Raw genomic sequence first — 26,739 nt, 5'->3', positions numbered from 1 at the left:
GTCGAGGACTTATCCACACACTCTTAGCAATCATGCGTATTCAGTTTTGAAGGAATGAGACGAAAAGCTGTATTCCCGATTACTTGTAAAAAGTAATGGAGAATGCAGCTTTTTTTGTATTTCCGCCAGCACCTACAAATCTGATTCAAAAAAATACGTGCTCTAATAAAAGGAGCGTGTGCACAGCCGAGATCGGCGAGTGTGGTCATTATTGTGATTCCAGTCGATTATGCTATGCTGAATGACATACAGCTTTTTCAAATGAAAGAGGGATCAATATGCTTATTCTTGCAGTGGAGGATGAAAAAGCGCTGCTTCAAACAATTGCAGGAGTCCTGACCGATGAAGGATATCAGGTGGACACGGCAGAGCGCGGAGATGACGGCTTGTTATTGGCGGAACGCGGCATCTACGATTTGTTGGTCCTGGACATTATGATGCCAGGAATGGATGGTCTTTCACTGGTGAGAACGTTGCGTGCAAAAGGTATCATGACGCCAGTTTTGTTTTTAACGGCAAAAGATAGCGTAGAGTCGAGAGTCGAGGGATTGGATGCCGGAGCAGACGATTATTTGGTCAAGCCTTTTGCGGCCGAAGAATTGACGGCGAGAGTGAGAGCCCTCTTGCGCCGACAAGGGAAACAGAACGCAGAAGGCGAGCTGGCATACGGTCCTCTATCGCTGAAGATAAATGAATATGACGGTTTTGTTGATGATGAGCCGATGAAGCTAACAACGAAGGAGTACGAGCTGCTTAAGTACTTCCTGCAAAATCGGGAGCAAATATTGACGCGCCAACAAATTTTTGACCGCGTATGGGGAATTGATTCAGAAGCGAATTACGGAGTGGTCGATTTGTATGTCCACTACCTGCGCAAGAAGCTGGGTGCTTACGAAGGCTTCATCCGAACGATCCGCAATGTGGGCTACATTTTGAAAAAGGAAGACAAATGATGTTTCGGAAAACGAGGATTCGGCTCGTAACGTTGAACGTAATAGTGGTACTTCTTTTGTTGAACGGGCTGGGGAGTGCAGTCTACTACACGATGAAGTATCGTCTCTATTCGCAGGTGGACAGAGAAATGACCAAAGTCAGTCAAAGGCTGGCAGTTGATTCTTTGCCTCGTCTCCATCGAATTGAAGATGACCCTTTTCCATACAACCGTCAGGAGAGGAAAAAGTTTAACGATCTGGATCGCCGATATGTTTTACTTGTCTGGGATAGCTTTGGGCGTGTCATCGGGACCGCATTTGGTGACCGGCTGGAGCCGGAGGAGTATGCAGAATTCCAGCATAACGGAAAAGCAGACGGAATCGAAACGAAAACAGTGAATAGACAAGTCTATCGCGTGCAGACAGTTACCGTTCCGAAAAAGGTCGTTGTAGGCAATCGGATACAGACCGCGTACCAGTTTCAACTGATTTACAATCTGGCACCTGAGCAAAATATGCTGGACAGCTTGCTGTACGTTGTCATAATCGGCGACATTATCAGTATTGTCATTGCGATCGTGGCTGGGTGGTTTTTAGCGAGAAGAGCACTCATCCCGATCCAAGTCTCGTGGGAAAAACAGCAGCAGTTTATTGCCGATGCTTCTCATGAACTGAGGACGCCGCTCACGGCCATTATGGTCAATCTGGAGAGGCTTTTCAGACATCCGGATCATACGATTGAGCAGGAAAGCGAAAAAATCATGATTGGGATGCAGGAGGCCAAGCGTTTGAGCAAGCTCGTCTCGGATTTGCTCACACTAGCTCGTAGTGATTCTAACGAGTTGCAGATCATGAATCAGACGCTGCGCTTAGACGAAGTCACAAATAAATGCACCCAGGTTTTTGCACAACTTGCCATCGTACGGGAAATTCGTCTCGAAACAGACATCCAGCAACCCATTGAGATGGTGGGAGACCAAGAACGTCTGCATCAGCTCATGGTCATCTTGCTGGACAATGCTTTGAAGTACACGAACGAAGACGGCCGGATTTATGTCTCTTGCAAAAAGGAAGGCGGTCGCGTTTCGATTCTCGTAAAAGACAGTGGGATCGGGATTTCCAAAGAGGATATTCCGTATTTGTTTGATCGCTTCTTTCGGGTGGATAAAATGCGCTCTCGAGCGACAGAAGGAACAGGCTTGGGGCTTTCCATTGCCAAATGGATCGTGGATGCGCACCACGGAAAAATTCAGGTCAGCAGTGAGGTAGGTATCGGAACGAGTTTTTTGGTTACACTTCCAATAAAGCCTTAAAGAGATGGAAAGAACCGTGTTCCCAGCGTAGGGAATCGGTTTTTTTTCAAATAGTGGGACAATTCCATTTAACATACTTTTATGTTTCAAATATCTCTAAATAGAGGTAAACTATAGGAAGAGAGGAGTGGCGTACTAATGAACATGACGATCACTAAAGCAGCGGTAGCATGGTTTCGGGAAGAATGGGGATGCAAAGAAGGAGACAGCATTCGTTTTTTTGTCCGGTATGGAGGCGTTAGTACGGTTCAGGATTCATTCTCGATGGGGATTGCCAAAGAGTTGCCGAATGAAATCGGCATTTCGACAGTAGAGGATGGCATCACATTTTATATGGAAAAAGATGAGTTGTGGTATATGAATGGAAGAGGGTTGATTGTCGATTATCGGCCAGAAACAGACGAAGTAGAATTTAAGCTGGATTAAAAAGGAATATGATAGCTAGTAGATGAAGGGCTCCGGATATACGGGGCCTTTTTACATGAGCGAAAAAACTAAAATATCATACTTTACAAACAAAAATGTATGTTATATTATGGGTACATAAATGGAAAAAGGAGGAAGATATATGCGTTTACTTGATTCTTACTTGGAGCTTGGCATTACGGGAATGGCACGTGCAGCTGGAGCGGGATGGTTCGATGGTCATTATGGGGCAGCTTTATTGGCAGGGTACTTCATGGATCGTGAGCACGATCTCCCTGAACATGTAAAAGAGGGTATTGAGCGGACATGCGAGTCCTTCCGCAAGCAAAAACCTGAATGGTTTGTTCCACTAGATCAAGACGAGCAAGCTGATCCCTCCTTGTTACAGCACGTCATCGATGGCCTCCAGCAAAATGTGAAGCAGCTTCGGACCTCAGGTCATGGACTAGCACTAGGTGTGTTGGCATTAAAAGCACTGCGCGAACGCCCTGATATGATCACTCCAACTGTGGTGGATGGCTTGGTCAAGATTCTTCAAGCGACGACAGAAGACAGGAAAGACCGTTATTGGGGCATCGAGAATTACCATGGCATGACGATTGAAGATGTCAAAGACGAAGTTGCGCCTTACGATACAACCGCAGAGATGGCAGAGCGGGCATTTGGCGAGCTACATTTGGTTATACCGCCGCGTAATATTAACGGAGTACGCTTTCATTTGGCGAGCGAGGTCGTTCATAACATCACACAAGCTCATGCGTTAACAGATCTGGAGCGATTCGGTTATGAGGATATTGTGAAGCCTGGTATCGTAAACCATCGTCTTCAAATCTATTTGAATCGCCATGTTCCTCCGTTTACTTTGGAGGATGAGGTGAAGGAGCCAGCGTTCGAGGAAATTTTTTCACCGCTATACTGGGATAGACTATACAGCGATCCTCATGCATTGAAGCTTCCGTATGCTGCATTGGATCTGCTAAAGCGGTTTCCTCCAGAGAAGAGAGCTCTTGCCGAGCGAAATTTGTGCAAGCTTTTGACGATTACGGATTAATACAATCACCTAAATAAAAAGAACAGGGAGGCCAATAGGCACTCTCTGTTCTTTTTCACTTCGCTATGAGTATCGTCTACCAGGTTGGAATGACAGTCGTAGTAGACTCCCGATTTGCATAGTAGCTTTTATGCTCGATCAGGGCATTGCGAATGGCAGACTCATTGATGTCGAAACCGATTCCTGGAGATGTCGGTACAGCCAGCATACCAGGTGCTGCAAAATCGATGACAGGTGTCACGATATCTTCAGCAAAGTAGCGATGGGACGGGGATGTGTCGCCGGCAATCGTGAAGTTGCTAAGCGAGGCCATCGCGATATTATGCGCGCGTCCAATCCCTGCCTCCAACATTCCTCCGCACCATACTGGAACGCCGCGTGTCGCACACAGGTCATGAATCTTCTTGGCATCGGTCAGACCGCCTACGCGACCGATCTTGATGTTGATAATCCGGCAACTGCCGAGCTCGAGTGCTTTGCGGGCATCTTCCACCGTATGGATACTTTCATCGAGGCAGATCGGCGTTTTTAGTTCCCTTTGCAAGGTCGCATGGTCAATGATGTCGTCATGAGCCAATGGTTGTTCAATCATGATCAAACCGAAGCCATCCAAAGCCTTCAGCATCTCCATGTCTGCCAGCGTATACGCAGAGTTTGCGTCCGCCATCAGCGGAACATCTGGTCCAAATGTGTTGCGGATCGCGCGCATTGGCTCGACATCAAAGCCCGGTTTGATTTTCACTTTGATCTTTTTGTAGCCGTCACGGATGAAGCCTTCTACGCGTTGCAGCAGTTTTTCGATTGTCGGCTCGATTCCGATACTCACACCGACGTCAATCGTCGTACGAGTTCCGCCTAATGCTTGGGAGAGGGAGAGGCCGTTCATTTTGGCGTACAAATCCCAGACGGCACCTTCCAAAGCGGCTTTGGCCATGTGGTTGCGTCGCATCCAGGAGAAGAGGCGGGATACGTCATCAGGATGCTCGATCTCCCGTGAAAACAGCTGCGGGATCAAATACTTTTCGAGCATGTACCAGACCGTATCAACATCTTCCTCGTTGTAGACGGGGACGTCCATCGCGACGCTTTCGCCGAACCCGACATAGGCACCGCTGTATGCACGCACCAGAATGCATTCTTTATGGGTTTCGACTCCCATGCTCGTCTCAAAAGGGGAATTCAACGGAATTTTGATTCGTTGCAGGTCCACGCGTTCGATTTTCATGTTCATCTCTCCTCAACCGTTCATATGGATTGTCGCTCAAACGTTTTTAGTACCGTTCTTGCCAAAATCTCGATGCCGTCTAGCAGTGCTTCTTTTTCAAAAGTCATCTGTGGATGATGAAGTCCTGGTGTCAGGCCACAGCCTAAACCAAGCATGGTCGCCCGAAGATGTGGACGTTCTTTTGTGTAATAGTGGAAGTCTTCCGCGCCTGGTGTCTGAATCGGCGGTTCGAGCTTTTCTTCCCCCAAGGTTTGGGTAATGGCATCCGCCATGATCAGTCTCGCTTCTTCGTTCACTTCCGCCGCATAGACACGTTCGGTGATCTCGTAAGATAGCTCAACTTCATACAGACGGGAGACATGCTGCAAAATGTGCTCGACACGGGAAAAAAGGGCGTGAATGACTTCATTCGTCTGTGCCCTCAGGTCCAAGTGGAAATGCGCCGAGCCCGGAATGATATTGCTGCTTTTGCTACCGGCTGCGAGCTGCGTCATTTTGACGGAATAAGGGACGAGTGGATCGAGATGAATGCCTTTTAACTGCTCAACAATCGCAGCGGCTACCTCGATAGCATTGACTCCGAGATGAGGTCGTGCGCCATGAGCATCGGCACCCTTGATTTGCCCGAATACTGTACCTGCCGCTCCGTGCAGGATGGCAGAAGTAGCTGTGCCGCATGGGATTTCCTGAATGGGACGAAGGTGTACGCCGTACAGAAAATCAATATCGTCCACTACTTGCTTGTTCACCATCGCAAGTGCGCCATTTCCGCTTTCTTCCGCTGGTTGGAAAATGAGCTTCAGGCGCCCGGGGAGCTGGATGTCCATTGCTTGCAGTACCATGAGGACGCCTAATGCCATGGTCATATGCGCATCGTGTCCGCAGGAATGGTTCGCGGTAAAGACGCCGTTTACTTCTTGCCAGAGTGCGTCCATATCTGCACGTACGCCTACAGTCAATTTTCCTGGTGTCGGATCGCCCCATTCGCCAACAACTCCCGTCACGTCGTCAAAGGTAGTGACGTGGCAATTGTGTTTTTTCAAGAAGTCAGCAATGAATGAGGTGGTTTGGACTTCCTCCCAGCTTATCTCTGGATGCTGGTGTAAATGCTCGTATAGAGAAAAAATGGCGGGCTGCAATTGTTTGATCGTTGTGCGCATGGTTCCTCCATCGGTTTGTTTGAGGGTAGTCGATATGTGAAGCGAAGGCTACGCCAATCCACTTGACGCAGCCAGTTTTGTGAAAAGCTCATTTGTTACGAAACGCCGATTGTCACTGCTACGATGAGTGCGATCGAGGCGATCACGGCCCAACCTGCTAGCAGCTTCCAAATGAATTTGACCCATTTCTCATACGGAATGCCTGCAACAGCCAGATAGCCCATCAACGCAGAAGAAGTCGGGATAATGGAGTTGGTGACCGCATCACCGTATTGGAAGGCAAGAACCGCTATCTGACGTTGGATGCCGAGCAGATCCGCAATCGGTACCATGATTGGCATCGTTGTCGCTGCCTGTCCACTACCGGAAGAAATGAAGAGATTGAGAAAGGCTTGAATCACAAACATGGCGATGACGTTTACGGCATCTGGCAAATGACCAATCGCCGAAGTCAGACTGTTAATCATCGTATCGATAATTTTTCCGTCTTCCAAGACGACCGTGATCGCGCGGGCAAAACCGACGATCAGCGCACCAAACGTAACGGCTCTCGCTCCAGCGACGAAGGAATCAAACAGCGTATTGACCGACAAACCTCCGACGAGACCAGCAACCAGGCCCATGATCAGGAAGGAAGCGGTAAGCTCTGTCAAGAACCATTCGTACTTGAATACACCGTATACGTTGAAGGCGAGACCACAGACCATTACCAGGAACACGAGCTTGTGGCGTGCATTCAGATCTGGGATGTCTACTGTTTCCTGTTCTTGACTTGCGTGATTCTCTACACCATAAAGCACACTCTTGGTCGGGTCTGCTTTGACACGATACGCATAGCGCATGACGTACCAGATGGCAAAAGCGAGAACGAAGACATACACAACAGCACGGAAGGTAAGACCAGAGAAGAGCGGCAATTGCGCGAGCGACTGCGCTACCCCAACCGTAAATGGATTGATCATCCCGCCCATGAAGCCGGCTGCCGCCCCCATGGTGATCATGGCTGTACCTGTTACGGCATCAAAGCCCATTGCACGAGCCAGCGCGATACCGATTGGAACGAAGATGATGCTTTCTTCTGCCATTCCCATGGTGAAGCCACCGATGGAGAAGAGGAACATGGAAGCAGGAATGAGCAGTTTTTCCCGACCCTCCAAGTGTCGGACACCTTTATTGATCCCGGCTTCGATCGCTCCGGTCTGGCGGATGATTCCGAATACACCGCTTACAATAAAAATGTAGAAAATGATTTGCGCGCCTTTTTGCATCCCTTCTGGAATCGCTTTGAACATGTCGAAGAACGAGACCGGATCACTTTCTACAGGATGGTAGCTGCCGTTGACTACGACGGTTTTGCCTGAGGCGACGTCCTTGACCCGTTCGAACTCACCAGCTGGGAGAACATAGGAAGCTAGGGCTGCCAAAATGATGATGATAAAGAGGATGGCATAGGTATGCGGCACAGAAAAACGTTTCTTTGCAGGTTTCAATGGATGTGTAGACATGAGGTCACCTCGCTTTTTTTTGCTTATGATAAGCAAGGGTCGTGCCAAGTGTCGAAATTTCCCGAATATAAGCGTTTTCAGTGGATTTTCATGGACAAGGCAAGGGAATAAAATGAGCTTTAGGAATGTTTATTAGGTTTTATTCAGCCTAATACACCCTATTATTCATTGGGCGGAAGCTAAATCCGCCCGTGTTTTCGCAACAATTCGATACCCGCGGGGGTGATGGAGGTTCCTTGTCGGGTCGTTCCTGAACGAACCAAACCTTGCTGCTCTAGAAGTTTTAGCTTGTGTCGCAGTGCGCTCTCTGTCCATCCTACGGATTGTAGTTCAGGGGAGTGCGCCAATTGATAACGTCCGACTGGTTTGTTAGATACGTAATAATGATGCAAGCAATACAAAATATCCAGGTCGCGGTTGTCGTCCAAATTGGGGATAGGAGCCGTCTGCTGCTTTTGAAACAGGCTATCCGTCAATCGTTTGGGGAGATCCTGAATGCCGATGACAGGATGCTCGCTTACCGTAATGGCATAGTCGACGACATTTTTCAGTTCGCGAATGTTCCCCCGCCAGTCATGGCGATAGAATAGCTCCATGACTTCTGGCGACCATGTTTTGCTCATGCCTTGCTGCTCCAGATGCTCATCGATAAGAAGGGGAATGTCACTGATTCGCTCGCGCAAAGCGGGAATCTGGATCGGCAGGACAGCCAAACGATAGAATAGGTCCTCACGAAAGCCTCCTTGAGAAACAGCGTCTTCCAAATCGCGATTGGTAGCAGCGATGATGCGGCAATCCACAGAGAGAATGCCTGTACCGCCCACGCGGATGACCTGCTTTTCTTGCAGCACGCGAAGCAGCTTGACCTGAATGGCTCCAGAGATGTCCCCAACCTCATCGAGAAAAATCGTCCCACCGTCCGCTTGCTCAAACAGACCGGGCTTTCCGCCTTTTCGTGCTCCCGTAAAGGCACCGTCTTCGTAGCCGAACAGCTCGCTCTCCAGCAAGTTTTCCGGCAAGGAGGCACAGTTGATTGCGACAAAGGGGCCGTTTTTGCGTAGGGAGTGCTGATGAATGGCATGGGCGAACAGCTCTTTTCCCGTCCCATTTTCCCCTGTCAGCAGAATCGTTTGATTGTTTTTGGCCATCTTTTTGCCGAGCTCGATGACTTGGAGAAGCGGTTGACTTTGTCCTTTGATATCGGAAAAGGAGTACGTCGCTGTATGACCGCGCAACGTAAGAGTAGTTCGCAAGCGTTGGATTTCGGTCACGTCTTTTAGCGTACAAACGAAGCCTAAATGCTCATGTCTGCGGCGGATGCTTTGACTGCTGACGATAAATTGTTTGTGATCAATGGTTACGAGGGCGTCCTCCTGATCTTCCTGCTCAAAAAAGGGTTGCAGTAAGCTGTGCTCCTTCAACACTGTGTACGGTTGTCCAACAATGGAGGATGCATGTGGACAAAACAGCTCAACGGCGACATCGTTGATAAATGTGATCAGACCTTGTTCGTTGCAAGCGATCACAGGGTCTTTGACTGCCTGAAAGGTAGATTGCAGCTGGCTATTTAGCTTCTGTACTTCTGCGTAGGAGGTGCCGAGCATTTTCGCGAGCTCAGACATTTCTAAGATGAAGGAAGACAAGTACTCACGCTCCCATTCACTGGGCACGCCTACCTTGCGACCAATATCAATCAAGTCATGAATGTTGATTTTGCGAAATCCTAGATCGATAACCTCCACGTGAGGAGGCAGCGGTACATCAGCGATGCTCATAATGATCGCGTACTGAAATTCGAGATCATCAAATGAACAGCCAGGGTGAAAAGGAACGTAATTGATATGATCGACGTTCGCTTCTATTAAATTTTGGATGACCTCTTGTGCCGTCACGGGCGAATTATTCATGACAGGGACGGTCGTCCCCGGAGGAATCTGCATCAGCGCTTTCATTTTGCGCAACTCGAAAAAACGGTTTAAAACCGTGATGGGTACGGAGTCGGCGACAGCTTGACGGGCAACTGTATACAGCTCCGGGGATTTGGTTGTGATAAAGACATGATCGACTCCGCTCAAATCGGGAATGTGCTCATGGCTGGCATAACCGATGATTTTACAATACGGCTCGAAATAAGCCCGCAGTTCTTTTAACAAAAATTCGAGAGTGTCCGTTCCTTTTGCAATCAAGACAATGGTGTGGTCCATGCTGCACCGCCTTTGCTCAAACAATCGTGAATGTTTTGTAATCTCATGATAGCACAATGCCTGGCTATAATCGGATGGATTCGCTTGTATAGAGAGGAAAGACAAGGATTGATTTGCGGGCAAATGCTAGTTCAAAAAGTCGGCTTTTCAGCACCGAGAAAGTGGCGAGAGCCTGAAGAAGGAGGAGCGGAGTGTAGGGGACCTACATGAGCACCGGACTTCGAAGGTGAACGCCTCTTTCGATGTCGCAAGAGCTTCCAGAATTACTACGTGATCAAAAGCCGGCTTTTTGAACATCCGCAGCAGGGAAATGTGTTTTAATAGAAGATAGAGAAGATCAAAAAGCAATAACAGGAGCAGGAGGAATCAGCATGGGGGACAGAGTGGTTCCAGAGGTGCTGCAAATGATTGGGGAAGTCGTGCCAGACGGGGTATCGATTGCGATCTCGGACGGCTCACAATACTTGTACTATCAACCGAGTTCCAATATTGACTTGAAAATTACGCCAGGGGATCTCGTACCCATTGGCTCGGCTACACATCAAGCGCTCATGGAAATGGGAAAAGTGGGGCATCAGGTGGAGAGTCGTATTTTTGGCGTGCCGTACTACGGACTCTCGCTTCCATTAGTGCGAAATGGTCAGGTCATGGGCTGTATTACCGCCATCTATCCACCTCAAAACGTTCCGCTAACAAATCCGGAGCCGCGTCTATCGTTTTTGGTCGGAAAAGGGGAGGACGGCTGGTTGCCCATTTCGTTAACGGAGATCGTCTTTATCAGCTCTCATGAAGGAAAAACGCTTCTGCATACGGCTAATGGATCATATGCGAACAAATACAACATGGCTGAGCTGGAGTACATGCTCCCGCAAGAGCGATTTGTGCGCTGTCATCGGTCGTATTTCGTCAATATGGAATCGATCGGCTTTATTCACCCGCATTTTCATTCGACGTTTTTATTGGAGATGAAGGACAAGCAAAAGACGAGAGTTCCTGTGAGTCAGTCGTATGCCAGCTCGTTTCGGCAACTGCTCGGCTTCTGAAATATCTGACAAATGAGAATGGTTCGCTGCCGTTTTTTCTTGATAGCCGCGTAAATTTTCTGTTTTGTTGAAAATCGAGTGCCCGCTCAGAATCCATATGCTAGTGTAAAGGCAATAAAGATGGCATAGGAGGTCACAATGATGTGGGAGCGCTTACGCGATAAACGACTGGCAGATAAAATCGTGACGGCTGAGGTAGCAGCAGGATGGATTGAGGATGGCATGACAATCGGGTTAAGTGGTTTCACGCGTGCTGGTGATGCCAAGGTCGTGCCGCTCGCATTGGCTGAGCTGGCGAAAAAAGAGAACAAGCCTTTTGGCGTAAACGTATATACAGGAGCTTCACTCGGCTCCGATGTGGATGCTGTGATGGCGGAAGCGGGGATCATCAACAAGCGATTGCCTTTTCAAGCAGATCCGGTCATGCGCAAAAAAATCAACGATGGCAGCATGATGTTCGTTGATCAGCATCTGTCGCATACAGCGGAAGCAATTCGTCAGGGAGCGATAGACGCGATCGATTACGCAATTGTGGAAGCGGTTGCAATTACAGAAGAGGGCATGATCATTCCGGCTACGTCCGTGGGGAATTCCAATATTTTCGTGGAAAATGCCAAGCAAGTCATCATTGAGTTGAATATGGCTCAATCGGTGGAGTTGGAAGGCATCCATGATATTTATACACCAGCGAAACAAGGAGAGCGTGAACCGATTCCGCTCACGTCCGTTGATCAGCGAATAGGCACAGCAGGGATTCCTGTCGATCCGGATAAAGTAAAAGGGATTGTCCTGACGAACCAGTTGGATTCTCCCTCGACGATTGTGGAACCCGACGAAGAAACGGCGCAGATTGCGGCACATCTGATCAAGTTCTTGCGTCAGGAGGTAAAAGAGGGGCGATTGCCGAACAATCTCGCGCCATTGCAATCTGGAATTGGATCGGTAGCGAATGCGGTTTTCAACGGATTTTTGGATTCGGAATTCACGGATCTGACTGTTTTCTCGGAAGTGTTGCAGGATGCGGTGTTTGATTTGCTTGATGCAGGTAAAATTTCGTTTGCCTCAGGCTGTTCGATCACGCTGACGGCTGAAAAGATGAAGCATGTCACCGAGAATTTCACCCAATACCGTGACAAGCTGCTGTTGCGTCCGCAAGAAATCACGAACCATCCGGAGCTGATTCGCCGCCTCGGTCTGATTGCGATCAATACCGCGATTGAAGCGGACATCTACGGCAACGTCAACTCGACCAATGTATCGGGTACGCGAATGATGAATGGCATCGGCGGCTCTGGTGATTTTGCTCGCAACGCACGTCTGGGCATCTTCGTAACCAAGTCGATTGCCAAAGGTGGAAACATTTCGAGCATCGTTCCGTTTGCCTCTCATGTGGATCATACTGAGCACGATGTAGATATAATCGTGACCGAGCAAGGCTTGGCTGACCTGAGAGGCTTGGCTCCACGTCAAAGAGCCATCAAAATTATCGAGAACTGTGCGCATCCGATGTACCGCGATCAATTGATGGCGTACTACGAGGAAGCACTCACACGCGGCGGACATACCCCGCATGTACTGGAAAAGGCATTCTCCTGGCACGTACGTTACGCGCAGGAAGGCACGATGCTGGAAAAAAAGCCAGCGTTGGTATAGGCGAATGAATGATGAAAAACAAACCCGCTCGGAATTGAAGCCTTGGCGGGTTTTTCTCGTTTCTATTGTAATGTTACGTTTTTACGCTTGTAAGCTTTCCTGCCTTTTTTCCTGAGCAAACGAGGCCCAAGCAAAGCCAAAGCCGACGAGAACGAGCAGACCGCCGACCCAGCTGATGTGAACAATACCTACATGGTCTACGATTACCCCTCCAAGTCCTGCACCCAGCGCCAGCCCTAGCTGAAAGACCGATGTGTTCATGCTGAGGGCCACCTGCGAAGAGTGGGGAGATAACGTGATCAAATAATACTGCTGAGCTGGAACGGTGGTTTGCACGGCAGCTACCCAGAACATAACGCTGATGATCGCCCACGTGAACAGTTGCGAAGACAGCGGCAGGATAAGCAGGATAGCCGCATGGAGAAGCAAGCTGACATATAGAGTAGGGCGAATCCCCCATTTGTCGGTGGAGACGCCTCCGATTCGCGAGCCGGCCACACTAGCGAGTCCTGCCAAGAAAAGCGTGGTGCTTACCCAAGCAGTCGTCATGGCGGCGGTGCTCTGTAGAAGCGGAGTAATGTAGGTATAGACGGTGGAATACCCTGTGACAAAGAACAACGAGATAAATAGCGCATGGATCACCCGTTTGTTGCGGAGTGCTGCCAACTGTTTGCGTAGCGGGACGGCCTCTTCTCCTTGTTGCTTCGGCAAATAGGCCAAGATGGCGAAGAAGGGAATGAGTGTCAGGACGGCAATGAGCGCGAAAACAGGGCGCCATCCCCAAATGTCTCCCAGCATGGTGCCAAGTGGAACCCCAAGCACGAGCGAGAGGCTGAAGCCCATGAGGATGATCGCGATGGAGCTGCCTTTTTTCTCTGGGGAGGCCATGTTGGCTGCTTGCGCGAGAGCTACCACGGTGTAGACGCCTCCGCAAAGCCCCAGCAAAATGCGGGATAGCATCAATAGGGAGAAGCTTGGGCTTATTGATGCGAGCAGGTTTGCCACTATGAAAGAAAATAGCGTCCAAAGGATGAGTTTTTTGCGCTCTACTCCCGCAGTGAGTGCAATCAAGACCGGAGCTCCAAAGGCAAAAGCCAGGGAAAAGGCGGTCACTAACTGACCAGCGAGGGAGAGGGATACACCGGTGTCATCTGCGATCATACCGATGATTCCGGTGACGATTGACTCAGCCGTGCCAATCATGAATTCTCCCAAGGCCAGCAATAGGATTAAATATTTTTTGGACAAGGTGGTTCACTCCTCGAGCTAACAAAATTGATGTAGTGACATTTTACGAAACGATTTCTATAATTTACATACATGAACCAAGGCGTTTACGATGAATGGCTTACTATATACAAGTTATTTGGCAGGAGACACTTATGGATTTGAAAGGGTGATCTGCGTGGACCAAATCGATTACAAAATCATTAGCTTGTTGCACGAAAATTCGCGGATTCCATTCGCGGAGCTGGGGAGAATCATTGGGATGACGCAGCCTGCTGTGAAGGAGCGGGTCCGCCGTCTGGAGGAGCAGGGAATCATTACGGGCTACCACGCGTCGATCTCTCAGGAAAAGCTGGGCAAGCACACGACTGCTTTTGTCATGTTCCGCACCAAGCAATGTGCGGCGTTCATCGATTTCTGCAAGCAATCGCCGGAAGTGACGGACATGTATCGGATCAGTGGGGAGTACAATTACATGCTAAAAGTGGTAACAAGGTCGACGGAGGAATTGGTTGCCTTCTCGGAACGTACCGGGGATTTCGGTTTCTCCTATACGTTGATCGTGCTAACGTCGCCGTTTGAGCAAAAAATGATGCTAGAGGAAGAGAAAATCTTCTGATCGTGCTTCTGCCGAACAAAAAAGAGGCTCCGCCGTATCAGGGCGAAGCCTCTTTACTTTTGCGTATTGCGAAAATGCTATTTTTGCCGTACATACTGCTCATCCTTCATGAACAGACGCCAGAAATAAATAAAACCGGGTACGAGAATCGCAAAGCCGACCAAATAACAAATGAACAGAGCGTGGAACGTATCCGGATGTGTAAAGCTGGACTCAATCGTCACTTGGGGATAGACGATATAGGGGAGGCGCGCTGCACCGTACGCATAGCTGGCGAGCAGGTATTGCGTCGTGGCGACAATGACCGCAATCCGCGGAAGATGGATACCGAAGTATCGACGGTCTTGGGGCAGGAGGAGAGCGATATAACTAATGAAAAAACAGACCGCCGATGCAATAAGCCAAGGCAAATAGTCAAGCATGCGGTCATATAGCCATTTTGCCTCCAGTTGCATCGTGAGCACGGTAACCAATGCCGCAAGCAACGTAATCGGCCCCAGAAACACCGCATCCCGACGGTAGACGGCGAAGGCATGCTTTTCACCTGCGACGAAGGAGTAGTCAGCGAGAAGCAGCGACGAGAGATAGAGTGTGCTGCTGACGGCAAGACCAATAAAAGAATAGACGTGCGGGCTGGTCAAAAACAGTCCCCAATCGAGATACTCCACACCATTTATCGTTCGAGACAAACCGCCCTGTGTCACAGGAAGCACGCTGATTAACAGAGCTGGCACCAATATCCCGGTAACGCCGGAGACGATGCTGAGCATCTTGTCATATTTGTAAATCAGATGAGAAAACACCATGAACGTACTGCGAATCAGCATCAATAACACCACGAGACATCCGGGAACCAGCAGCAGGCTTCCCAATGTGTAGGTCGCGCCAGGGAAAAAGGTAACGAGCGCGACAACAATTAACACGATAAAGACATTCACGACCTCCCAGGAGGGCGAGAGGTAGCGATTGGCGATTTGAGTGGCTTTGGTTTTTTCCCGATTCAAATAGATCATCGACCAAAAACCTGCACCGAAGTCGAAGGAGGCCGCGACGGAATAGATGACGACGAAAATCCAGAGCAGCGTAATGGCAATAATCGTGTCGGTCATACCGTTCCTCCGTCCACTTTCGGCTGTTCTGGCGGATCGAGCTCCAAGGGGTGGCGGCCAAAATAGCTACGGAATACGAGCAGGGTGACGATCGCGAAAAATACGTACACCGAAAGGAAAATCCAGAACAGGGTAGAGATGCCTGCCGCTTGGGTAGCGGCATCTACTGTTTTCATCACACGATAAACTACCCATGGCTGGCGTCCTGTGCAGGCAAAAATCCAGCCGAATTCGATGCCTAACAAGGCGAGCGGTCCACTCGCGACAAATACCCAGAGAACCCAACGGGGAAACTGAGAGCGTTTCAGGAGCTTCTTCCAAGCGAAGCCGATGAAACCAACGAAGATCAACAAGCTGCCGATGATGACCATCCCGTTAAACAGCGTATGGACGTAGAGTGGAGGCCACAACTCCTGTGGAAAATCGTCCAGACCGACCACGACCTCGTCAAAGCGATTGGCTGCAAGGAAGCTGAGCGCCCATGGAATCTCGATGGCGTATTTGACTTCTTTCGTCTCGGGATCGGTAAAGCCACCAATCGCGAGTGGGGCGTATGCTTGTGTTTCAAACAGTCCTTCCGCAGCTGCCAGCTTTTCCGGCTGGTATTTATGCAAAAGCTGTGCGGATTCATGACCGTTCAATGCGGTTAAAAGGGAAAAGGTGCCGCCCACAATCAAGCCGGCCAAGAGTGCTTTTTGATGATACAAATAAATCCGACTGCCTTTTGCAGCGCGCAGCATTTTCCACGCTGCCACTCCAGCGACGATGAATGCCCCCGTCATATAAGCAGAGACAGTTACATGACCTGCCGTCACAATAAAGCTGGGATTGAAAAAAGCTTTCCACGGGTCCACGTCGACGATCTGCCCATCGACCATTCGGAACCCAGTTGGCGTACCTTCAAAGGCGTGGACATTCGTAATCAGAATCGCGGAGGCCGTCGCACCAAGCAAAACCATGAACAAACTCAACAAACGCATGTTGCGGGATAGGCGGTGAGCCGCGTAGACGTAGATGGACATAAATAAAGCTTCCACGAAGAAAGCGAATATTTCGATCTGAAAAGGCAGCGAGATCACTCTGCCGACAATCTCCATGAACCCAGGCCATAACAGGGAAAGCTGGACCCCAGCAATCGTTCCAGAGGGGATCGCGACACCTAGCAAGATCGCCTGGGCTTTTGTCCAGCGTTTGGCCATAATCTCGTAATCGCGGTCACGCGTCCGCCAAAAGAGGAGCTCTACCAGCAAGATCATGAGCGGGAGACCAACGCCCAAGGTCGCAAAAATAATGTGAAAGGCCATAGTCGTCCCGAATATGGCTCTGGTCATCACGATATCTTCCACGTTCAACTTCCTTTCTGATCGGCACCAAAAATTGTTAACGATTTCCTCGTTAATGTCCCATGAGGAGGCGGAGTTTATACGAAAAAGACCGTCACAAAAATGTGACGGTCGGGCTTGATGATAGAATAAGGGCGTTTGGAAGAATTGATTATTTACGATAGAGTGGATAATCAACATCAATCGGTACTTGAATCAACACCAGGCGGAGCGGAGCATCCGTGGATGCTTGGTAGATGACTGTGTTGCTTTCCTCGGAGGAGAGAACGACAAAGTCACCTTTGGTTGCCGGGGTGTGATTCTCGCTGACAGTTGCTTTCTCTGCAACGCTTCCGTTCCCTTCTACTATGACAACTGCGTGAGCATAACCAGCCGGGAGTTCTTTTGCATACGATTTTCCAGCGGGAATCGTGATGTCGCTCATCAAGGAATCTGTGACCAACTGAATGGGCGCAGACGATCCGATGATGTGTTTCACTTGCACACCATCAACATCCTCAGACGGAAACTCCTCATGATCATACTGATGGTAAGTCGGCGGTTGCTTCGTCGTTTGTGCGAGATGCGGTTCAAACCAGATTTGAAACATTTCCGTATCCTTGCCAAGCTCTTCTGCATGGTATGCGCCTGAACCGGTTTGCATGATCTGCGCCCCGCCTGTCGACACCTCTTGAAGATTTCCGAGTGTGTCCCGATGTCCGACTGTCCCTTTGAGGACGTACGACAAAATCTCAAAGCCGGAGTGAGGGTGCAGCGGAATTTCAAATGTCTTCAGTGATTTTGCCCATGCCCAGTAAAAAAGTGGTCCTACCCGTTTTACAACGGAGCCTTCATGTGGGAAGCCAATTGGTTTATTCTCTACGATTTCACCGTCGCCAAAATGTCCTTTTGCTTGCTCGTTCTGTGTGTAGACGCGGATTTCCATCTGATGTACCTCCCTTAGTACGATTGCTGGCTTACGGGTGGTGAGGAGTCACCATTAAAACAAAACGTATGCGCCCGGACCGATCAAGGCCACACCAATAACAACTGCGATTAACGTCAGGTTGTATTCGTATCCGTTTTGTGTGACCCAATATCCATTTTGCCCGTGTACCTTCAGAATGGCAACCAGCATTGTGAAAGCAAGCAGAATAGAACTTGCCCAGATACCTACGCCTGCCGCAAACATCAGACCGCCAACGAGTTCAGCGAATCCAGCAACAAAGGCCATCGCTACGCCAGGTTTCACTCCGATGGACTCCAGCCAGCCACCTGTTCCTTTCAAACCATAACCGCCAAACCAGCCAAACAACTTCTGCGCACCATGACCTGCAAACGTCAAACCGATGACCAAACGAATCAATAACAATCCAGTATCCAACACTTTTCATCTCTCCTTAATTGTTTTTAATTAGTATATCTTTATTTTAAGATATTTGTCCAAAAAGGCTGGCGGGCCTTAAAAGGATTCCGCCAGTTTTGCTGCTTTTTCTACACCAGCTGCAACGAGCTCAGCTGCTTTGTCTTGGAATTGGTTGTGACCTTCTACGATCACTTCGGATACATTGCTGATGCCCCAGAAGCCGAGGATCGTGCGAACGTATTTGTTTGCCATTTCAATCTCAGCCATAGGGCCTTCGGAATAAACGCCACCGCGTGCGCTCAACAGAGCTACTTTTTTGTCGCCCATCAGACCAACTGGACCTTCAGCTGTGTACTTGAATGTTTTGCCTGCTTGGGAGAGGTAATCCATGTACGAGTGCAGAACAGCTGGAACAGTGAAGTTCCACATTGGGAAAGCAAATACGATTTTGTCTGCTCCTGTAAATTGGTTCAGGTATTTGTTAACCAAGTCAGCGCGTTTTTGCTCATCAGCAGACAGCTCGATGCCGTTTCCAGCTTTCCACATAGCAGTCAGCATGTCGTTACCGTAATAAGGGAGGTTTTCAGCAAACAGATCCAACTCAACGATTTCATCGTTTGGATGTGTTTCTCTGTATGTTTTGGTGAAAGCTTCGTACAGCTTTACGCTTGTTGCCTGCTCAACTGGGCGATCGTTTGCTTTAATAAAAAGTACTTTACTCATGAAAATTTTATTCCCCTTCCAATTAGTAAGTCACTAACTTTTAATGTGTAAATCTTGATTTTAAGATTATTACGTATCAGATCTTTTGTCAACACTTTTTTAAAACGATTGTGGTGGAGAGAGGGGACTGCTCATCTAATAAGTAGCCTGAGCAGTACGTCCCAACTTTTTTAGCAGTTCGATTGCTTGACGTTGTTCTTCTGGTGTGAGACCTTCCATCGCTTTCTCAATGGCGAGTTGATGAGGAGGGAAGATTTCGGACAAGAATTGATGCCCTTTATCTGTGAGTTCCGCATAAATGACGCGGCGGTCTGCCGAACAGGGCTTGCGAATAAGCAGTTGCTTCTTTTCGAGTTTGTCCACAACGTATGTGATGTTTCCGCTAGAGATCAATATTTTTTCGCCAATTTGCTGCAATGGTTGAGGACCTTTATGAAATAATACCTCTAGTACCCCGAATTCAGTTGGATTAAGTCCATGCTCGCGAATGTGACGATTGGAGTGAGCGGTAACCCAGTTGTATGACCTTGATAAAACTACAAAAAGATCGAGGGGATCATTTCGCAGTGGTTTGTTAGACATACGGACCCTCCTTTATATCGAAATTTAGATATCTCTAATTTAAGATAATCCTACATGATCATATTCCTATTTGTCAAATTGAGATAAAAAATAAAATGAAAAACACGCCTGTACAAACAAATGTCCCTATGATAAACTTTTGTTTGTAAACGAGCTGTGAAAGCGAAACAGAAGAAAGGAGGATGACCGTGGAAAAAGACATGCAGATCCTTCATCATATCCGGCAAAATCCTTTTATCACGCAACAGGAGCTGGCTGATCTGATTGGCATCTCACGTTCAGCGGTAGCTGGCTACATCGCACAGTTGACCAAACGCGGAGAAATCAAAGGACGGGCTTATGTACTTCGTGATGAAGGAATGATTGCTTGTATCGGTGGAGCAAACCTGGACCGCAAAGCACGCGGCAAGCAACAGGTGCGTCTACAATCATCCAATCCCGTAACGATTATGGAATCGTGTGGAGGGGTGGCACGGAATATCGCGGAGAACCTCGGTCGTCTTGGCTGCAATACGTCACTCATTACCAGCATTGGTGAGGACAAAGAAGGCGAATGGCTCTTGCAGGAGACGAAAAAGCACGGGGTGCACATCAGCCAAGTGTGGCGACTGCCTACACAGCGGACGGGAACGTATACGGCGCTTCTCGATATTGATGGCGAGATGGTTGTTTCCTTGGCGAACATGGATATTTACGATGCTCTCACACCGGAGATGTTCGCGGAAAAATGGTCGCACATTGCAGCTGCCCACGTGATTTTCATCGATACAAACATTCCGGCGGACTGCTTGGCCTACATCATCGAACGATGCCGGGAGGAAAACATCCTGCTCTTCGTTGACCCGGTCTCTTCCATTAAAGCAAAGAAGCTCCCACAGCAATTGGACGGAGTAGAAGCGATTTTGCCGAATCGCGAAGAAGCAGAGCTGATGGCTGGCATGAAGATCACGACGATCGAAGAATGCGCCGAGGCTTGCCGCAAGATCAGGGAACGAGGCGTCAAGCACGTCATCGTGACCTTGGGCGAAGAAGGCATTTACTATCAATCCGAGGACGTTGAGGAGCATATGTCTCCATATCCAACGGAAGTGGTAGATGTAACAGGTGCGGGAGATGCGTTCGCATCGGGAATCTTGTATGGCATTGTAAACGGAGAGTCTTTCCAGAGAGCGTGCCGCCTTGGATTGGCAGCATCCGCTCTGACATTGCAAACAGAGCAGTCCGTATCTCCTCTATTAAAAGCAGAACAATTGGAACTGGCCGTAGAACAATTCGAAAAGGAGCGATAAGAGATGAAACAATATTTGACCTTTACTGAGGAAGTACGCCACGCACTGGAGAACAACCTGCCGGTAGTTGCTCTGGAGACAACGATTATTTCGCACGGTATGCCATATCCGCAAAACATTGAAATGGCAAAAGAAGTAGAGCAAATCATTCGCGACAACGGTGCTGTACCAGCTACGATCGGGATCATGGATGGCAAAATCAAAATCGGTTTGACTGACAGCGAGCTGGAAGAGTTTGCGACGAACAAAAATGTAGCAAAAGTAAGCCGTCGCGACTTCGCGTACATTTTGGCTAGCGGTAAAATCGGTGCGACTACAGTAGCCGCTACCATGATCGCAGCTGAGATGGCTGGCATCCACATGTTTGCAACTGGCGGTATCGGCGGGGTACACCGTGAAGGCGAAATCACTTGGGACGTATCTGCTGACCTGACTGAGCTGGCGCAAACAGATGTAGCTGTAGTATGCGCAGGTGCGAAATCGATCCTCGATATCGGCCGCACACTCGAATATTTGGAAACACAAGGTGTACCAGTTGTGGGCTACCGCACAGATGAATTCCCATCCTTCTTCGCTCGCGAAAGCGGATTTGGCGTAGACATGCGCATCGATACACCGGAAGAAGTCGGTAAGATGATGAACACCAAATGGGATCTGGGACTAAAAGGCGGTATGATTATCGCGAACCCAGTACCAGAATCTGATGCACTGAATCACCAGGAAATCGAGGCTGTGATCCAGAAAGCACTCGCAGAAGCAAAAGAAAACAACATTGCAGGTAAACAGGTAACGCCATTCATGCTCGATAAAGTGAAAAAGCTGACAGAAGGCAAGAGCTTGGCAACGAACATCGCGCTGGTGAAACACAATGCTGAAGTAGCTGCGAAAATCGCGGCAGCTTATCAGAAAGAAGCGAATCAAGGTAAATAAGAGAGATTGAACAACAAAACAGTCAAAGAAAAACGAGCCTCTAGAATCGCTTCTAGGGCTCGTTTCGTTTATTTTACTCACTCCCACCAATGTTGCATTCCACGGATTCCAACGTCCCACAGCTTAGCGTTTCCGGAAACGATAATGGTAATTTCGTTTACCTCGTTAAAAGGCAACTCCCTCAAAGCCTCTGCCCCTTGATAGGATTGTTCGTTTAACTGAGATATTTCTTGTCCATCTACGATGATTTTGGCTTCACCCTTAGAGTCTCCATTGTCGGGAATGCCGAAATAGAAATAAAGCCAGACATTTTTTTGGTTCCCCAGAATATAGTTGTATGTTTTGGTTGATTCCCCTTCACTGCTATACACGTTCATTTTCGGCTCTATTCGCTCACCTGCTACGGTGAAACTTGGGAGGTTCTCAGTCATAGGTGTAGTTCCTGTCACTTCTTTCATAACAGTTAATGATTGAATAGGGCCTTCTCTTTTTTTGATGATTTCAGAGACCACCATAACTCCAATTATAAGGACAACAATAGATAGAGCAGAAGCCATGAGCTTTTTATAAGAAATTTTTGAAGAAAATCCAACTCTATAGGCAACATAACCAATCGCTGCCCCTATTGTATTGGATATCACATCATTAATATCAAAGCTACCAAGATAGGTTAAAGCCTGAACTGTTTCTAGAACGAGAATCGCTAAGACAAACAAGGATATGAACTTCCCAAATCTTACACGATACAACAGGGGAAATAATATTCCAAAAGGGATAAAAGCAGCAACGTTTCCGAAATCAACAATCCATGAATAATTTAGTTCTGGAAATTTAAGTGGTACTCCTTCTGGAGCAAGGATAAAGGTGTATCCATCTACACTAGTTGCACCGTCGAGCCTGTTAAACGCAAAGAACATAAAAAATAAAATGAAAATCGTATAGCATATGGTACCAGCTAAAATGACTTTCCGTGATTTCGTTTCCATAATTTCAATCTCCTTAAAGCTATTTGTATCTGAATGATTTTACTCTGAATGAATACGTAAGTAATTAGCTGTTAGTCACATCCTTCATTAACGGTGTGAAGCTCGGGGATGACATTGCTGTTAAGAAGTACTGCCATATGTTTGGAAGGAGACCGCCCGAACGAAGTGAGGAAAAAGGCGACTGGAAAACATGTGGCAGGGCTTCGTTCGGCACCAAGGATAGAGGACCACTCATCATTTTTCCCTGTGTTTTCAGCACTTGAAGCCCATTTAGAAAAAAATTGAAAAAAGTACTTGATATACCCTCAGGGGGTATTGTATAGTAAAGGTGTGATCAGGAAACAACGTAAGGGAAACGATACGATAAAATATACCCCTCGAGGGTATTTGGAGGGATTATAATGAGTGCCAAAACAGCAGAGGCAACAGTCGCAATCTCAGGGATGACTTGCGCAGCTTGTGCACTGCGCATCGAAAAGGGCTTGGGAAAAATGGAGGGAGTGGAGACTGCCAACGTCAATCTGGCTTTGGAAAAATCCACAGTCGTGTTCGATCCAACAAAAACGAACATCGACGACATCCGCTCCAAAATTGAATCGCTCGGCTATGGCGTCGTCACTGACAAGGTGGAGCTAAACATCTCGGGAATGACATGTGCGGCTTGCTCCACACGGATCGAAAAAGGCTTGAACAAAACAGCTGGGGTTCTGAAAGCAAACGTGAACCTGGCGATGGAAACAGCCACTGTCGAGTACGATTCATCACAGGTAAGTGTGACGGACATCATTCAAAAGGTAGAGAAGCTAGGGTATCAGGCGACTCGCAAGGAAGATGGAGAAGAAGAAGAAAAAGTAGATCGTCGCCAGGAAGAAATCAAACGTCAGACCCGCAAGTTCTGGATTTCCGCGATTCTGTCGCTCCCGCTGCTCTGGTCGATGGTGAGCCACTTTTCCTTCACTTCGTTTATCTGGCTGCCTGAAATCTTGATGAATCCGTGGGTACAGCTCGCATTGGCAACACCGGTACAATTCATCATCGGAGCACAGTTTTACGTGGGAGCTTTTAAAGCCCTTCGCAACAAGAGTGCCAACATGGATGTGCTGGTTGCTCTCGGTACCTCAGCTGCTTATTTCTACAGTTTATGGGTCGCGATTAATTCCATCGGTGCTCATGGCGGCCACATGCTGGAGCTGTATTTTGAGACCAGTGCGGTACTGATCACATTGATCGTCTTGGGTAAACTGTTTGAGATGAAAGCAAAGGGACGCTCTTCGGAAGCGATCCGCAAGCTGATGGGCTTGCAAGCAAAAACAGCAGTAGTCGTACGGGATGGCGTCGAAATGACCATTCCTGTAGAAGAAGTGAGACTGGGCGACGTCGTTCACGTGAAGCCGGGCGACAAAGTACCTGTCGATGGCATCGTCATGGAAGGACAGTCCGCAGTCGATGAATCTATGCTGACTGGAGAAAGTATTCCGGTGGATAAAGCCGCAGGCGATACCGTTATCGGCGCCACCTTGAACAAAAACGGCTTCTTGAAGGTTCAAGCAACCAAAGTCGGAAAAGAAACGGCTCTGGCACAAATCATTAAAGTAGTGGAAGAAGCACAAGGAACAAAAGCACCGATTCAGCGCGTAGCTGACAGCATCTCCGGGATTTTTGTCCCAATCGTAGTAGGGATTGCTATTCTTACCTTCTTGATCTGGTACTTCTTCGTTATACCTGGCAACTTCGGTGAGGCTTTGGAGAAAGCAATTGCTGTACTCGTAATCGCTTGCCCGTGCGCCCTCGGTTTGGCTACACCGACCTCGATCATGGCGGGCTCTGGACGCGCAGCTGAGCTGGGTATCCTGTTCAAAGGCGGGGAGCATCTGGAGACGGCTCACCACCTGGATACGATCGTCCTCGATAAAACAGGGACCGTAACCAAAGGCGAGCCAGAACTGACAGACGTCATCGCCATTGATATCGAAGAGCAAGAGCTACTCTCTTTGGTAGGTGCCGCTGAGAAAAACTCCGAGCACCCATTGGCTCAAGCCATCGTTCGTGGTATTGCAGATAAAGGAATCACCCTGTCCGATACAGGTTCATTTGAAGCCATTCCTGGTTTCGGTATCCGGGCAACCGTTGCTGGCAAAGAAGTACTCGTCGGTACCCGCCGCTTACTGGAAAAACATCAAATTTCGTACCAATCAGTGTCTGATACCATGCTGGCACTGGAGCGCTCCGGTAAAACGGCGATGCTCGCAGTCGTCGAAGGCAAGCTCGCTGGCTTGATTGCCGTAGCGGATACGATCAAACCAACCTCCAAGCAAGCTGTTCAGCGCATGAAAGCGATGGGATTGACTGTAATCATGATGACCGGTGACAACCGTCAAACTGCTGAGGCCATTGCCCGTGAAGCAGGAATCGATCACGTCATCGCAGAAGTCCTGCCTGAAGGCAAAGCCGCAGAAGTGAAAAAACTGCAAGCACAAGGCAAAAAAGTCGCGATGGTCGGCGATGGTATCAACGATGCACCAGCACTCGCTACCGCTGACGTCGGCATGGCAATCGGTACAGGTACAGATGTCGCTATGGAAGCAGCAGATATTACGCTGATGCGTGGCGAACTGACCAGTGTCGCAGACGCCATCGAGATGAGCAAACGCACCATCCGCAACATCAAGCAAAACCTGTTCTGGGCATTGGCCTACAACACTTTGGGCATCCCGATTGCTGCAATCGGCTTCCTCGCTCCATGGCTTGCCGGTGCCGCAATGGCCTTCAGCTCCGTATCCGTTGTACTCAATGCTCTGAGATTGCAAAGAGTGAAGCTATAACAACAGTAACAAGCGGCTTTGTCCGCCTTACTCATACACGATAAAAATTAAGGAGAGATTGATCATGACAAATATCACATTGAACGTAGAAGGTATGTCTTGCAACAAATGCGTAGCGCGCATCGAGAATACATTGAAAGAACTGGGTGCAGAAGGCAAAGTAAACCTGGCTGACAAAAAAGTTGAGGTTTCCTACAACGAGAGCAACTTGACTCTCGACGCAGTAAAAGAAGCAATCGAAGACCAAGGCTACGACGTCGTTTAATCATCCAGCCATTACAAATGAAAGCTCCTGCCTGATTCAATGAGGCGGGAGCTTTTTGCTTTCGTGGTAGGGAGTGGCTGTAGGGGAGGGGAAGAAGCCCATTTCCAGTCTACGCTTCGGCCTACGCCCCGCAAGGGGTTAGACTGTCCGCTGCGAAATGAATGTCGGGAGCGCTTCAAAAGTAGAGTTTCGAAGATGTATTCGCAGAGGTTGAAGCTGAAAACCCCCGCCAGTCATTTCTCCGCTAGGTAGGGCTCCAGAGGCGCTAGGACTGGAAATGTTCTTCTTCCCAAGTCGCTTTTTTCATCTTGAAAGTAGCATTCAAAAGGTCTTTAAAAAAGCATGTAGGAACCCAACAGCTCGTAGAGGAAACAGGAGAAATAAGCGAAGATCTTTGGACACACCTACCGAGGCGCAGTGAAAAAAAGAGAAACTGCCTTTAGCGTCCACCTCTGAGACGCATCCTGAACAGTCAACTTTGGACGCGGTTTCGCTTTTTTTCACGGAGCCGGGCACCCCATGCTCCCGCGCAGGGGTTCCAAGAATCTGAGCGTTTTCTCCTGTTTCCTCCCCACCACAACAGCGAGTATAGCGCACTAATCTTTCAATCGAATAAGCAACCAACAGCTAATTCAATCCGACTCATAAAGAAAGCCGTAATCCGGTTAAAACCTTGCTAAACGAACGTTCACAATAACTGGAAGCAAGCGTATAATTCAAATCACAATCACGATTCAATAAGAAACAACACATACGGCCTAGTTCCGAGATTCTCGGAAGCGGGGGAACCAATCTTTTGGGGTTAATCCTGAGTGATCAGGAGGGATGAGGAAATGTCTTCTCTGCCATCCTACCCGTCAGCTAACCTCGTCGGCCAAAGCAGGGAAGGTCATGGATGGATAAAGTCTAGGCATATAATGCGCAACAAGGGGATTCCTTGCGGGCGTGTGATAGGCCGATGCAGGCTTTTTCTTTGGGACCTTTGTT

The 26,739-nt window shown here is 48.5% G+C and carries 23 protein-coding genes and 1 riboswitch; of the genes, 11 read left to right on the top strand and 12 right to left on the bottom strand.

Annotated features, from left to right (window positions below):
* Window positions 1–278 precede the first annotated feature (278 nt).
* The 4 genes from PMI05_RS27345 to PMI05_RS27330 all read left to right on the top strand — a co-directional run bounded on the left by PMI05_RS27345 (window position 279) and on the right by PMI05_RS27330 (window position 3,722).
* Window positions 279–953, top strand: a complete 675-nt coding sequence (locus PMI05_RS27345; RefSeq protein WP_007728963.1) for a response regulator transcription factor — start codon at window positions 279–281, stop codon at window positions 951–953.
* Window positions 950–2,245, top strand: coding sequence for a cell wall metabolism sensor histidine kinase WalK (locus PMI05_RS27340; protein WP_052006456.1), 1,296 nt, complete (start codon window positions 950–952; stop codon window positions 2,243–2,245). The genes PMI05_RS27345 and PMI05_RS27340 overlap by 4 nt, the downstream gene beginning before the upstream one ends.
* A 138-nt stretch (window positions 2,246–2,383) precedes the next feature.
* Window positions 2,384–2,671 carry a HesB/YadR/YfhF family protein gene (locus PMI05_RS27335; protein WP_007728959.1) on the top strand — a complete coding sequence of 96 codons (288 nt, stop codon included), beginning with the start codon at window positions 2,384–2,386 and terminating at the stop codon, window positions 2,669–2,671.
* Between the two features lie 142 nt (window positions 2,672–2,813).
* Window positions 2,814–3,722, top strand: a complete 909-nt coding sequence (locus PMI05_RS27330; protein ID WP_007728957.1) for a hypothetical protein — start codon at window positions 2,814–2,816, stop codon at window positions 3,720–3,722.
* A 76-nt stretch (window positions 3,723–3,798) separates the two neighbouring features.
* On the opposite strand, the gene menC is transcribed toward PMI05_RS27330, so the two are convergent.
* The 4 genes from menC to PMI05_RS27310 form a co-directional block, all read right to left on the bottom strand.
* Complete coding sequence (menC, locus tag PMI05_RS27325; protein WP_007728955.1) at window positions 3,799–4,947, bottom strand: o-succinylbenzoate synthase; 1,149 nt, start codon at window positions 4,945–4,947, stop codon at window positions 3,799–3,801.
* A 20-nt stretch (window positions 4,948–4,967) separates the two neighbouring features.
* Complete coding sequence (locus tag PMI05_RS27320; protein WP_007728954.1) at window positions 4,968–6,107, bottom strand: M20 peptidase aminoacylase family protein; 1,140 nt, start codon at window positions 6,105–6,107, stop codon at window positions 4,968–4,970.
* Window positions 6,108–6,202: 95 nt separating this feature from the next.
* Window positions 6,203–7,612, bottom strand: coding sequence for a YfcC family protein (locus PMI05_RS27315; RefSeq protein WP_007728952.1), 1,410 nt, complete (start codon window positions 7,610–7,612; stop codon window positions 6,203–6,205).
* Window positions 7,613–7,791: 179 nt separating this feature from the next.
* Entirely contained in the window at window positions 7,792–9,816 is a 2,025-nt protein-coding gene (locus PMI05_RS27310; protein ID WP_007728949.1) for a sigma 54-interacting transcriptional regulator, read from the bottom strand.
* Window positions 9,817–10,187: 371 nt separating this feature from the next.
* Here PMI05_RS27310 and PMI05_RS27305 point away from each other — a divergent pair, with 371 nt between their 5' ends.
* Both PMI05_RS27305 and PMI05_RS27300 read left to right on the top strand, forming a co-directional pair.
* The gene (locus tag PMI05_RS27305; protein ID WP_007728946.1) at window positions 10,188–10,859 is read left to right on the top strand and encodes a LytTR family DNA-binding domain-containing protein; all 672 of its coding nucleotides are present in this window, start codon (window positions 10,188–10,190) and stop codon (window positions 10,857–10,859) included.
* A 141-nt stretch (window positions 10,860–11,000) separates the two neighbouring features.
* Window positions 11,001–12,512 carry an acetyl-CoA hydrolase/transferase family protein gene (locus tag PMI05_RS27300; protein ID WP_039961500.1) on the top strand — a complete coding sequence of 504 codons (1,512 nt, stop codon included), beginning with the start codon at window positions 11,001–11,003 and terminating at the stop codon, window positions 12,510–12,512.
* Window positions 12,513–12,593: 81 nt separating this feature from the next.
* Here the strand turns inward: PMI05_RS27300 and PMI05_RS27295 are convergent, their stop codons facing one another.
* The gene (locus PMI05_RS27295) at window positions 12,594–13,760 is read right to left on the bottom strand and encodes an MFS transporter (protein ID WP_007728942.1); all 1,167 of its coding nucleotides are present in this window, start codon (window positions 13,758–13,760) and stop codon (window positions 12,594–12,596) included.
* Window positions 13,761–13,917: 157 nt separating this feature from the next.
* Here PMI05_RS27295 and PMI05_RS27290 point away from each other — a divergent pair, with 157 nt between their 5' ends.
* Window positions 13,918–14,358 carry an Lrp/AsnC family transcriptional regulator gene (locus tag PMI05_RS27290; protein WP_039961499.1) on the top strand — a complete coding sequence of 147 codons (441 nt, stop codon included), beginning with the start codon at window positions 13,918–13,920 and terminating at the stop codon, window positions 14,356–14,358.
* 77 nt (window positions 14,359–14,435) lie between these two features.
* Here the strand turns inward: PMI05_RS27290 and PMI05_RS27285 are convergent, their stop codons facing one another.
* The 6 genes from PMI05_RS27285 to PMI05_RS27260 form a co-directional block, all read right to left on the bottom strand.
* The gene (locus PMI05_RS27285) at window positions 14,436–15,467 is read right to left on the bottom strand and encodes a cytochrome d ubiquinol oxidase subunit II (RefSeq protein ID WP_007728937.1); all 1,032 of its coding nucleotides are present in this window, start codon (window positions 15,465–15,467) and stop codon (window positions 14,436–14,438) included.
* A complete protein-coding gene (locus PMI05_RS27280) occupies window positions 15,464–16,798 on the bottom strand; it encodes a cytochrome ubiquinol oxidase subunit I (RefSeq protein WP_007728934.1) in 1,335 nt (444 codons plus the stop codon). The genes PMI05_RS27285 and PMI05_RS27280 overlap by 4 nt, the downstream gene beginning before the upstream one ends.
* Before the next feature lie 163 nt (window positions 16,799–16,961).
* The gene (locus PMI05_RS27275) at window positions 16,962–17,735 is read right to left on the bottom strand and encodes a pirin family protein (RefSeq protein ID WP_007728932.1); all 774 of its coding nucleotides are present in this window, start codon (window positions 17,733–17,735) and stop codon (window positions 16,962–16,964) included.
* Window positions 17,736–17,789: 54 nt separating this feature from the next.
* Complete coding sequence (locus PMI05_RS27270) at window positions 17,790–18,176, bottom strand: DoxX family protein (protein WP_007728931.1); 387 nt, start codon at window positions 18,174–18,176, stop codon at window positions 17,790–17,792.
* Window positions 18,177–18,251: 75 nt separating this feature from the next.
* Window positions 18,252–18,878: an FMN-dependent NADH-azoreductase gene (locus PMI05_RS27265; RefSeq protein WP_007728929.1), complete on the bottom strand. Its 627-nt coding sequence runs from the start codon at window positions 18,876–18,878 to the stop codon at window positions 18,252–18,254.
* Between the two features lie 135 nt (window positions 18,879–19,013).
* On the bottom strand, window positions 19,014–19,460 hold the full coding sequence (locus tag PMI05_RS27260; RefSeq protein ID WP_007728927.1) for a MarR family winged helix-turn-helix transcriptional regulator: 447 nt from the start codon (window positions 19,458–19,460) through the stop codon (window positions 19,014–19,016).
* A gap of 188 nt (window positions 19,461–19,648) precedes the next feature.
* Between PMI05_RS27260 and PMI05_RS27255 the strand changes: the two genes are divergently transcribed.
* Window positions 19,649–20,749, top strand: a complete 1,101-nt coding sequence (locus tag PMI05_RS27255) for a carbohydrate kinase (protein WP_007728925.1) — start codon at window positions 19,649–19,651, stop codon at window positions 20,747–20,749.
* Window positions 20,750–20,752: 3 nt separating this feature from the next.
* Window positions 20,753–21,679, top strand: a complete 927-nt coding sequence (locus PMI05_RS27250) for a pseudouridine-5'-phosphate glycosidase (protein WP_007728920.1) — start codon at window positions 20,753–20,755, stop codon at window positions 21,677–21,679.
* A gap of 77 nt (window positions 21,680–21,756) precedes the next feature.
* Here the strand turns inward: PMI05_RS27250 and PMI05_RS27245 are convergent, their stop codons facing one another.
* Window positions 21,757–22,665, bottom strand: a complete 909-nt coding sequence (locus PMI05_RS27245) for a VanZ family protein (protein ID WP_007728917.1) — start codon at window positions 22,663–22,665, stop codon at window positions 21,757–21,759.
* Between the two features lie 401 nt (window positions 22,666–23,066).
* Between PMI05_RS27245 and PMI05_RS27240 the strand changes: the two genes are divergently transcribed.
* Together PMI05_RS27240 and PMI05_RS27235 are read left to right on the top strand one after the other, a co-directional pair.
* Window positions 23,067–25,487: a heavy metal translocating P-type ATPase gene (locus tag PMI05_RS27240; protein ID WP_007728913.1), complete on the top strand. Its 2,421-nt coding sequence runs from the start codon at window positions 23,067–23,069 to the stop codon at window positions 25,485–25,487.
* 64 nt (window positions 25,488–25,551) lie between these two features.
* Window positions 25,552–25,752, top strand: coding sequence for a copper ion binding protein (locus PMI05_RS27235; RefSeq protein WP_007728911.1), 201 nt, complete (start codon window positions 25,552–25,554; stop codon window positions 25,750–25,752).
* Between the two features lie 745 nt (window positions 25,753–26,497).
* Window positions 26,498–26,644, top strand: a riboswitch (cyclic di-AMP (ydaO/yuaA leader).
* The last annotated feature ends 95 nt before the right edge of the window (window positions 26,645–26,739 follow it).

The organism is Brevibacillus sp. BC25 (genome assembly GCF_000282075.1).
Taxonomy (GTDB): domain Bacteria; phylum Bacillota; class Bacilli; order Brevibacillales; family Brevibacillaceae; genus Brevibacillus.
The sequence above is the reverse complement of the archived record's forward strand: the minus strand, read 5'-3'. Positions and strand labels throughout refer to the sequence as shown.

Coding starts and splice junctions, on each gene's coding strand:
- PMI05_RS27265 (WP_007728929.1), bottom strand. CDS start 18,878: ATGAGTAAAGTACTTTTTATTAAAGCAAACGATCGCCCAGTTGAGCAG.
- PMI05_RS27300 (WP_039961500.1), top strand. CDS start 11,001: ATGTGGGAGCGCTTACGCGATAAACGACTGGCAGATAAAATCGTGACG.
- PMI05_RS27310 (WP_007728949.1), bottom strand. CDS start 9,816: ATGGACCACACCATTGTCTTGATTGCAAAAGGAACGGACACTCTCGAA.
- PMI05_RS27330 (WP_007728957.1), top strand. CDS start 2,814: ATGCGTTTACTTGATTCTTACTTGGAGCTTGGCATTACGGGAATGGCA.
- PMI05_RS27275 (WP_007728932.1), bottom strand. CDS start 17,735: ATGGAAATCCGCGTCTACACACAGAACGAGCAAGCAAAAGGACATTTT.
- PMI05_RS27345 (WP_007728963.1), top strand. CDS start 279: ATGCTTATTCTTGCAGTGGAGGATGAAAAAGCGCTGCTTCAAACAATT.
- PMI05_RS27240 (WP_007728913.1), top strand. CDS start 23,067: ATGAGTGCCAAAACAGCAGAGGCAACAGTCGCAATCTCAGGGATGACT.
- PMI05_RS27335 (WP_007728959.1), top strand. CDS start 2,384: ATGAACATGACGATCACTAAAGCAGCGGTAGCATGGTTTCGGGAAGAA.
- PMI05_RS27250 (WP_007728920.1), top strand. CDS start 20,753: ATGAAACAATATTTGACCTTTACTGAGGAAGTACGCCACGCACTGGAG.
- menC (WP_007728955.1), bottom strand. CDS start 4,947: ATGAAAATCGAACGCGTGGACCTGCAACGAATCAAAATTCCGTTGAAT.
- PMI05_RS27280 (WP_007728934.1), bottom strand. CDS start 16,798: ATGACCAGAGCCATATTCGGGACGACTATGGCCTTTCACATTATTTTT.
- PMI05_RS27235 (WP_007728911.1), top strand. CDS start 25,552: ATGACAAATATCACATTGAACGTAGAAGGTATGTCTTGCAACAAATGC.
- PMI05_RS27305 (WP_007728946.1), top strand. CDS start 10,188: ATGGGGGACAGAGTGGTTCCAGAGGTGCTGCAAATGATTGGGGAAGTC.
- PMI05_RS27320 (WP_007728954.1), bottom strand. CDS start 6,107: ATGCGCACAACGATCAAACAATTGCAGCCCGCCATTTTTTCTCTATAC.
- PMI05_RS27245 (WP_007728917.1), bottom strand. CDS start 22,665: ATGGAAACGAAATCACGGAAAGTCATTTTAGCTGGTACCATATGCTAT.
- PMI05_RS27260 (WP_007728927.1), bottom strand. CDS start 19,460: ATGTCTAACAAACCACTGCGAAATGATCCCCTCGATCTTTTTGTAGTT.
- PMI05_RS27285 (WP_007728937.1), bottom strand. CDS start 15,467: ATGACCGACACGATTATTGCCATTACGCTGCTCTGGATTTTCGTCGTC.
- PMI05_RS27315 (WP_007728952.1), bottom strand. CDS start 7,612: ATGTCTACACATCCATTGAAACCTGCAAAGAAACGTTTTTCTGTGCCG.
- PMI05_RS27340 (WP_052006456.1), top strand. CDS start 950: ATGATGTTTCGGAAAACGAGGATTCGGCTCGTAACGTTGAACGTAATA.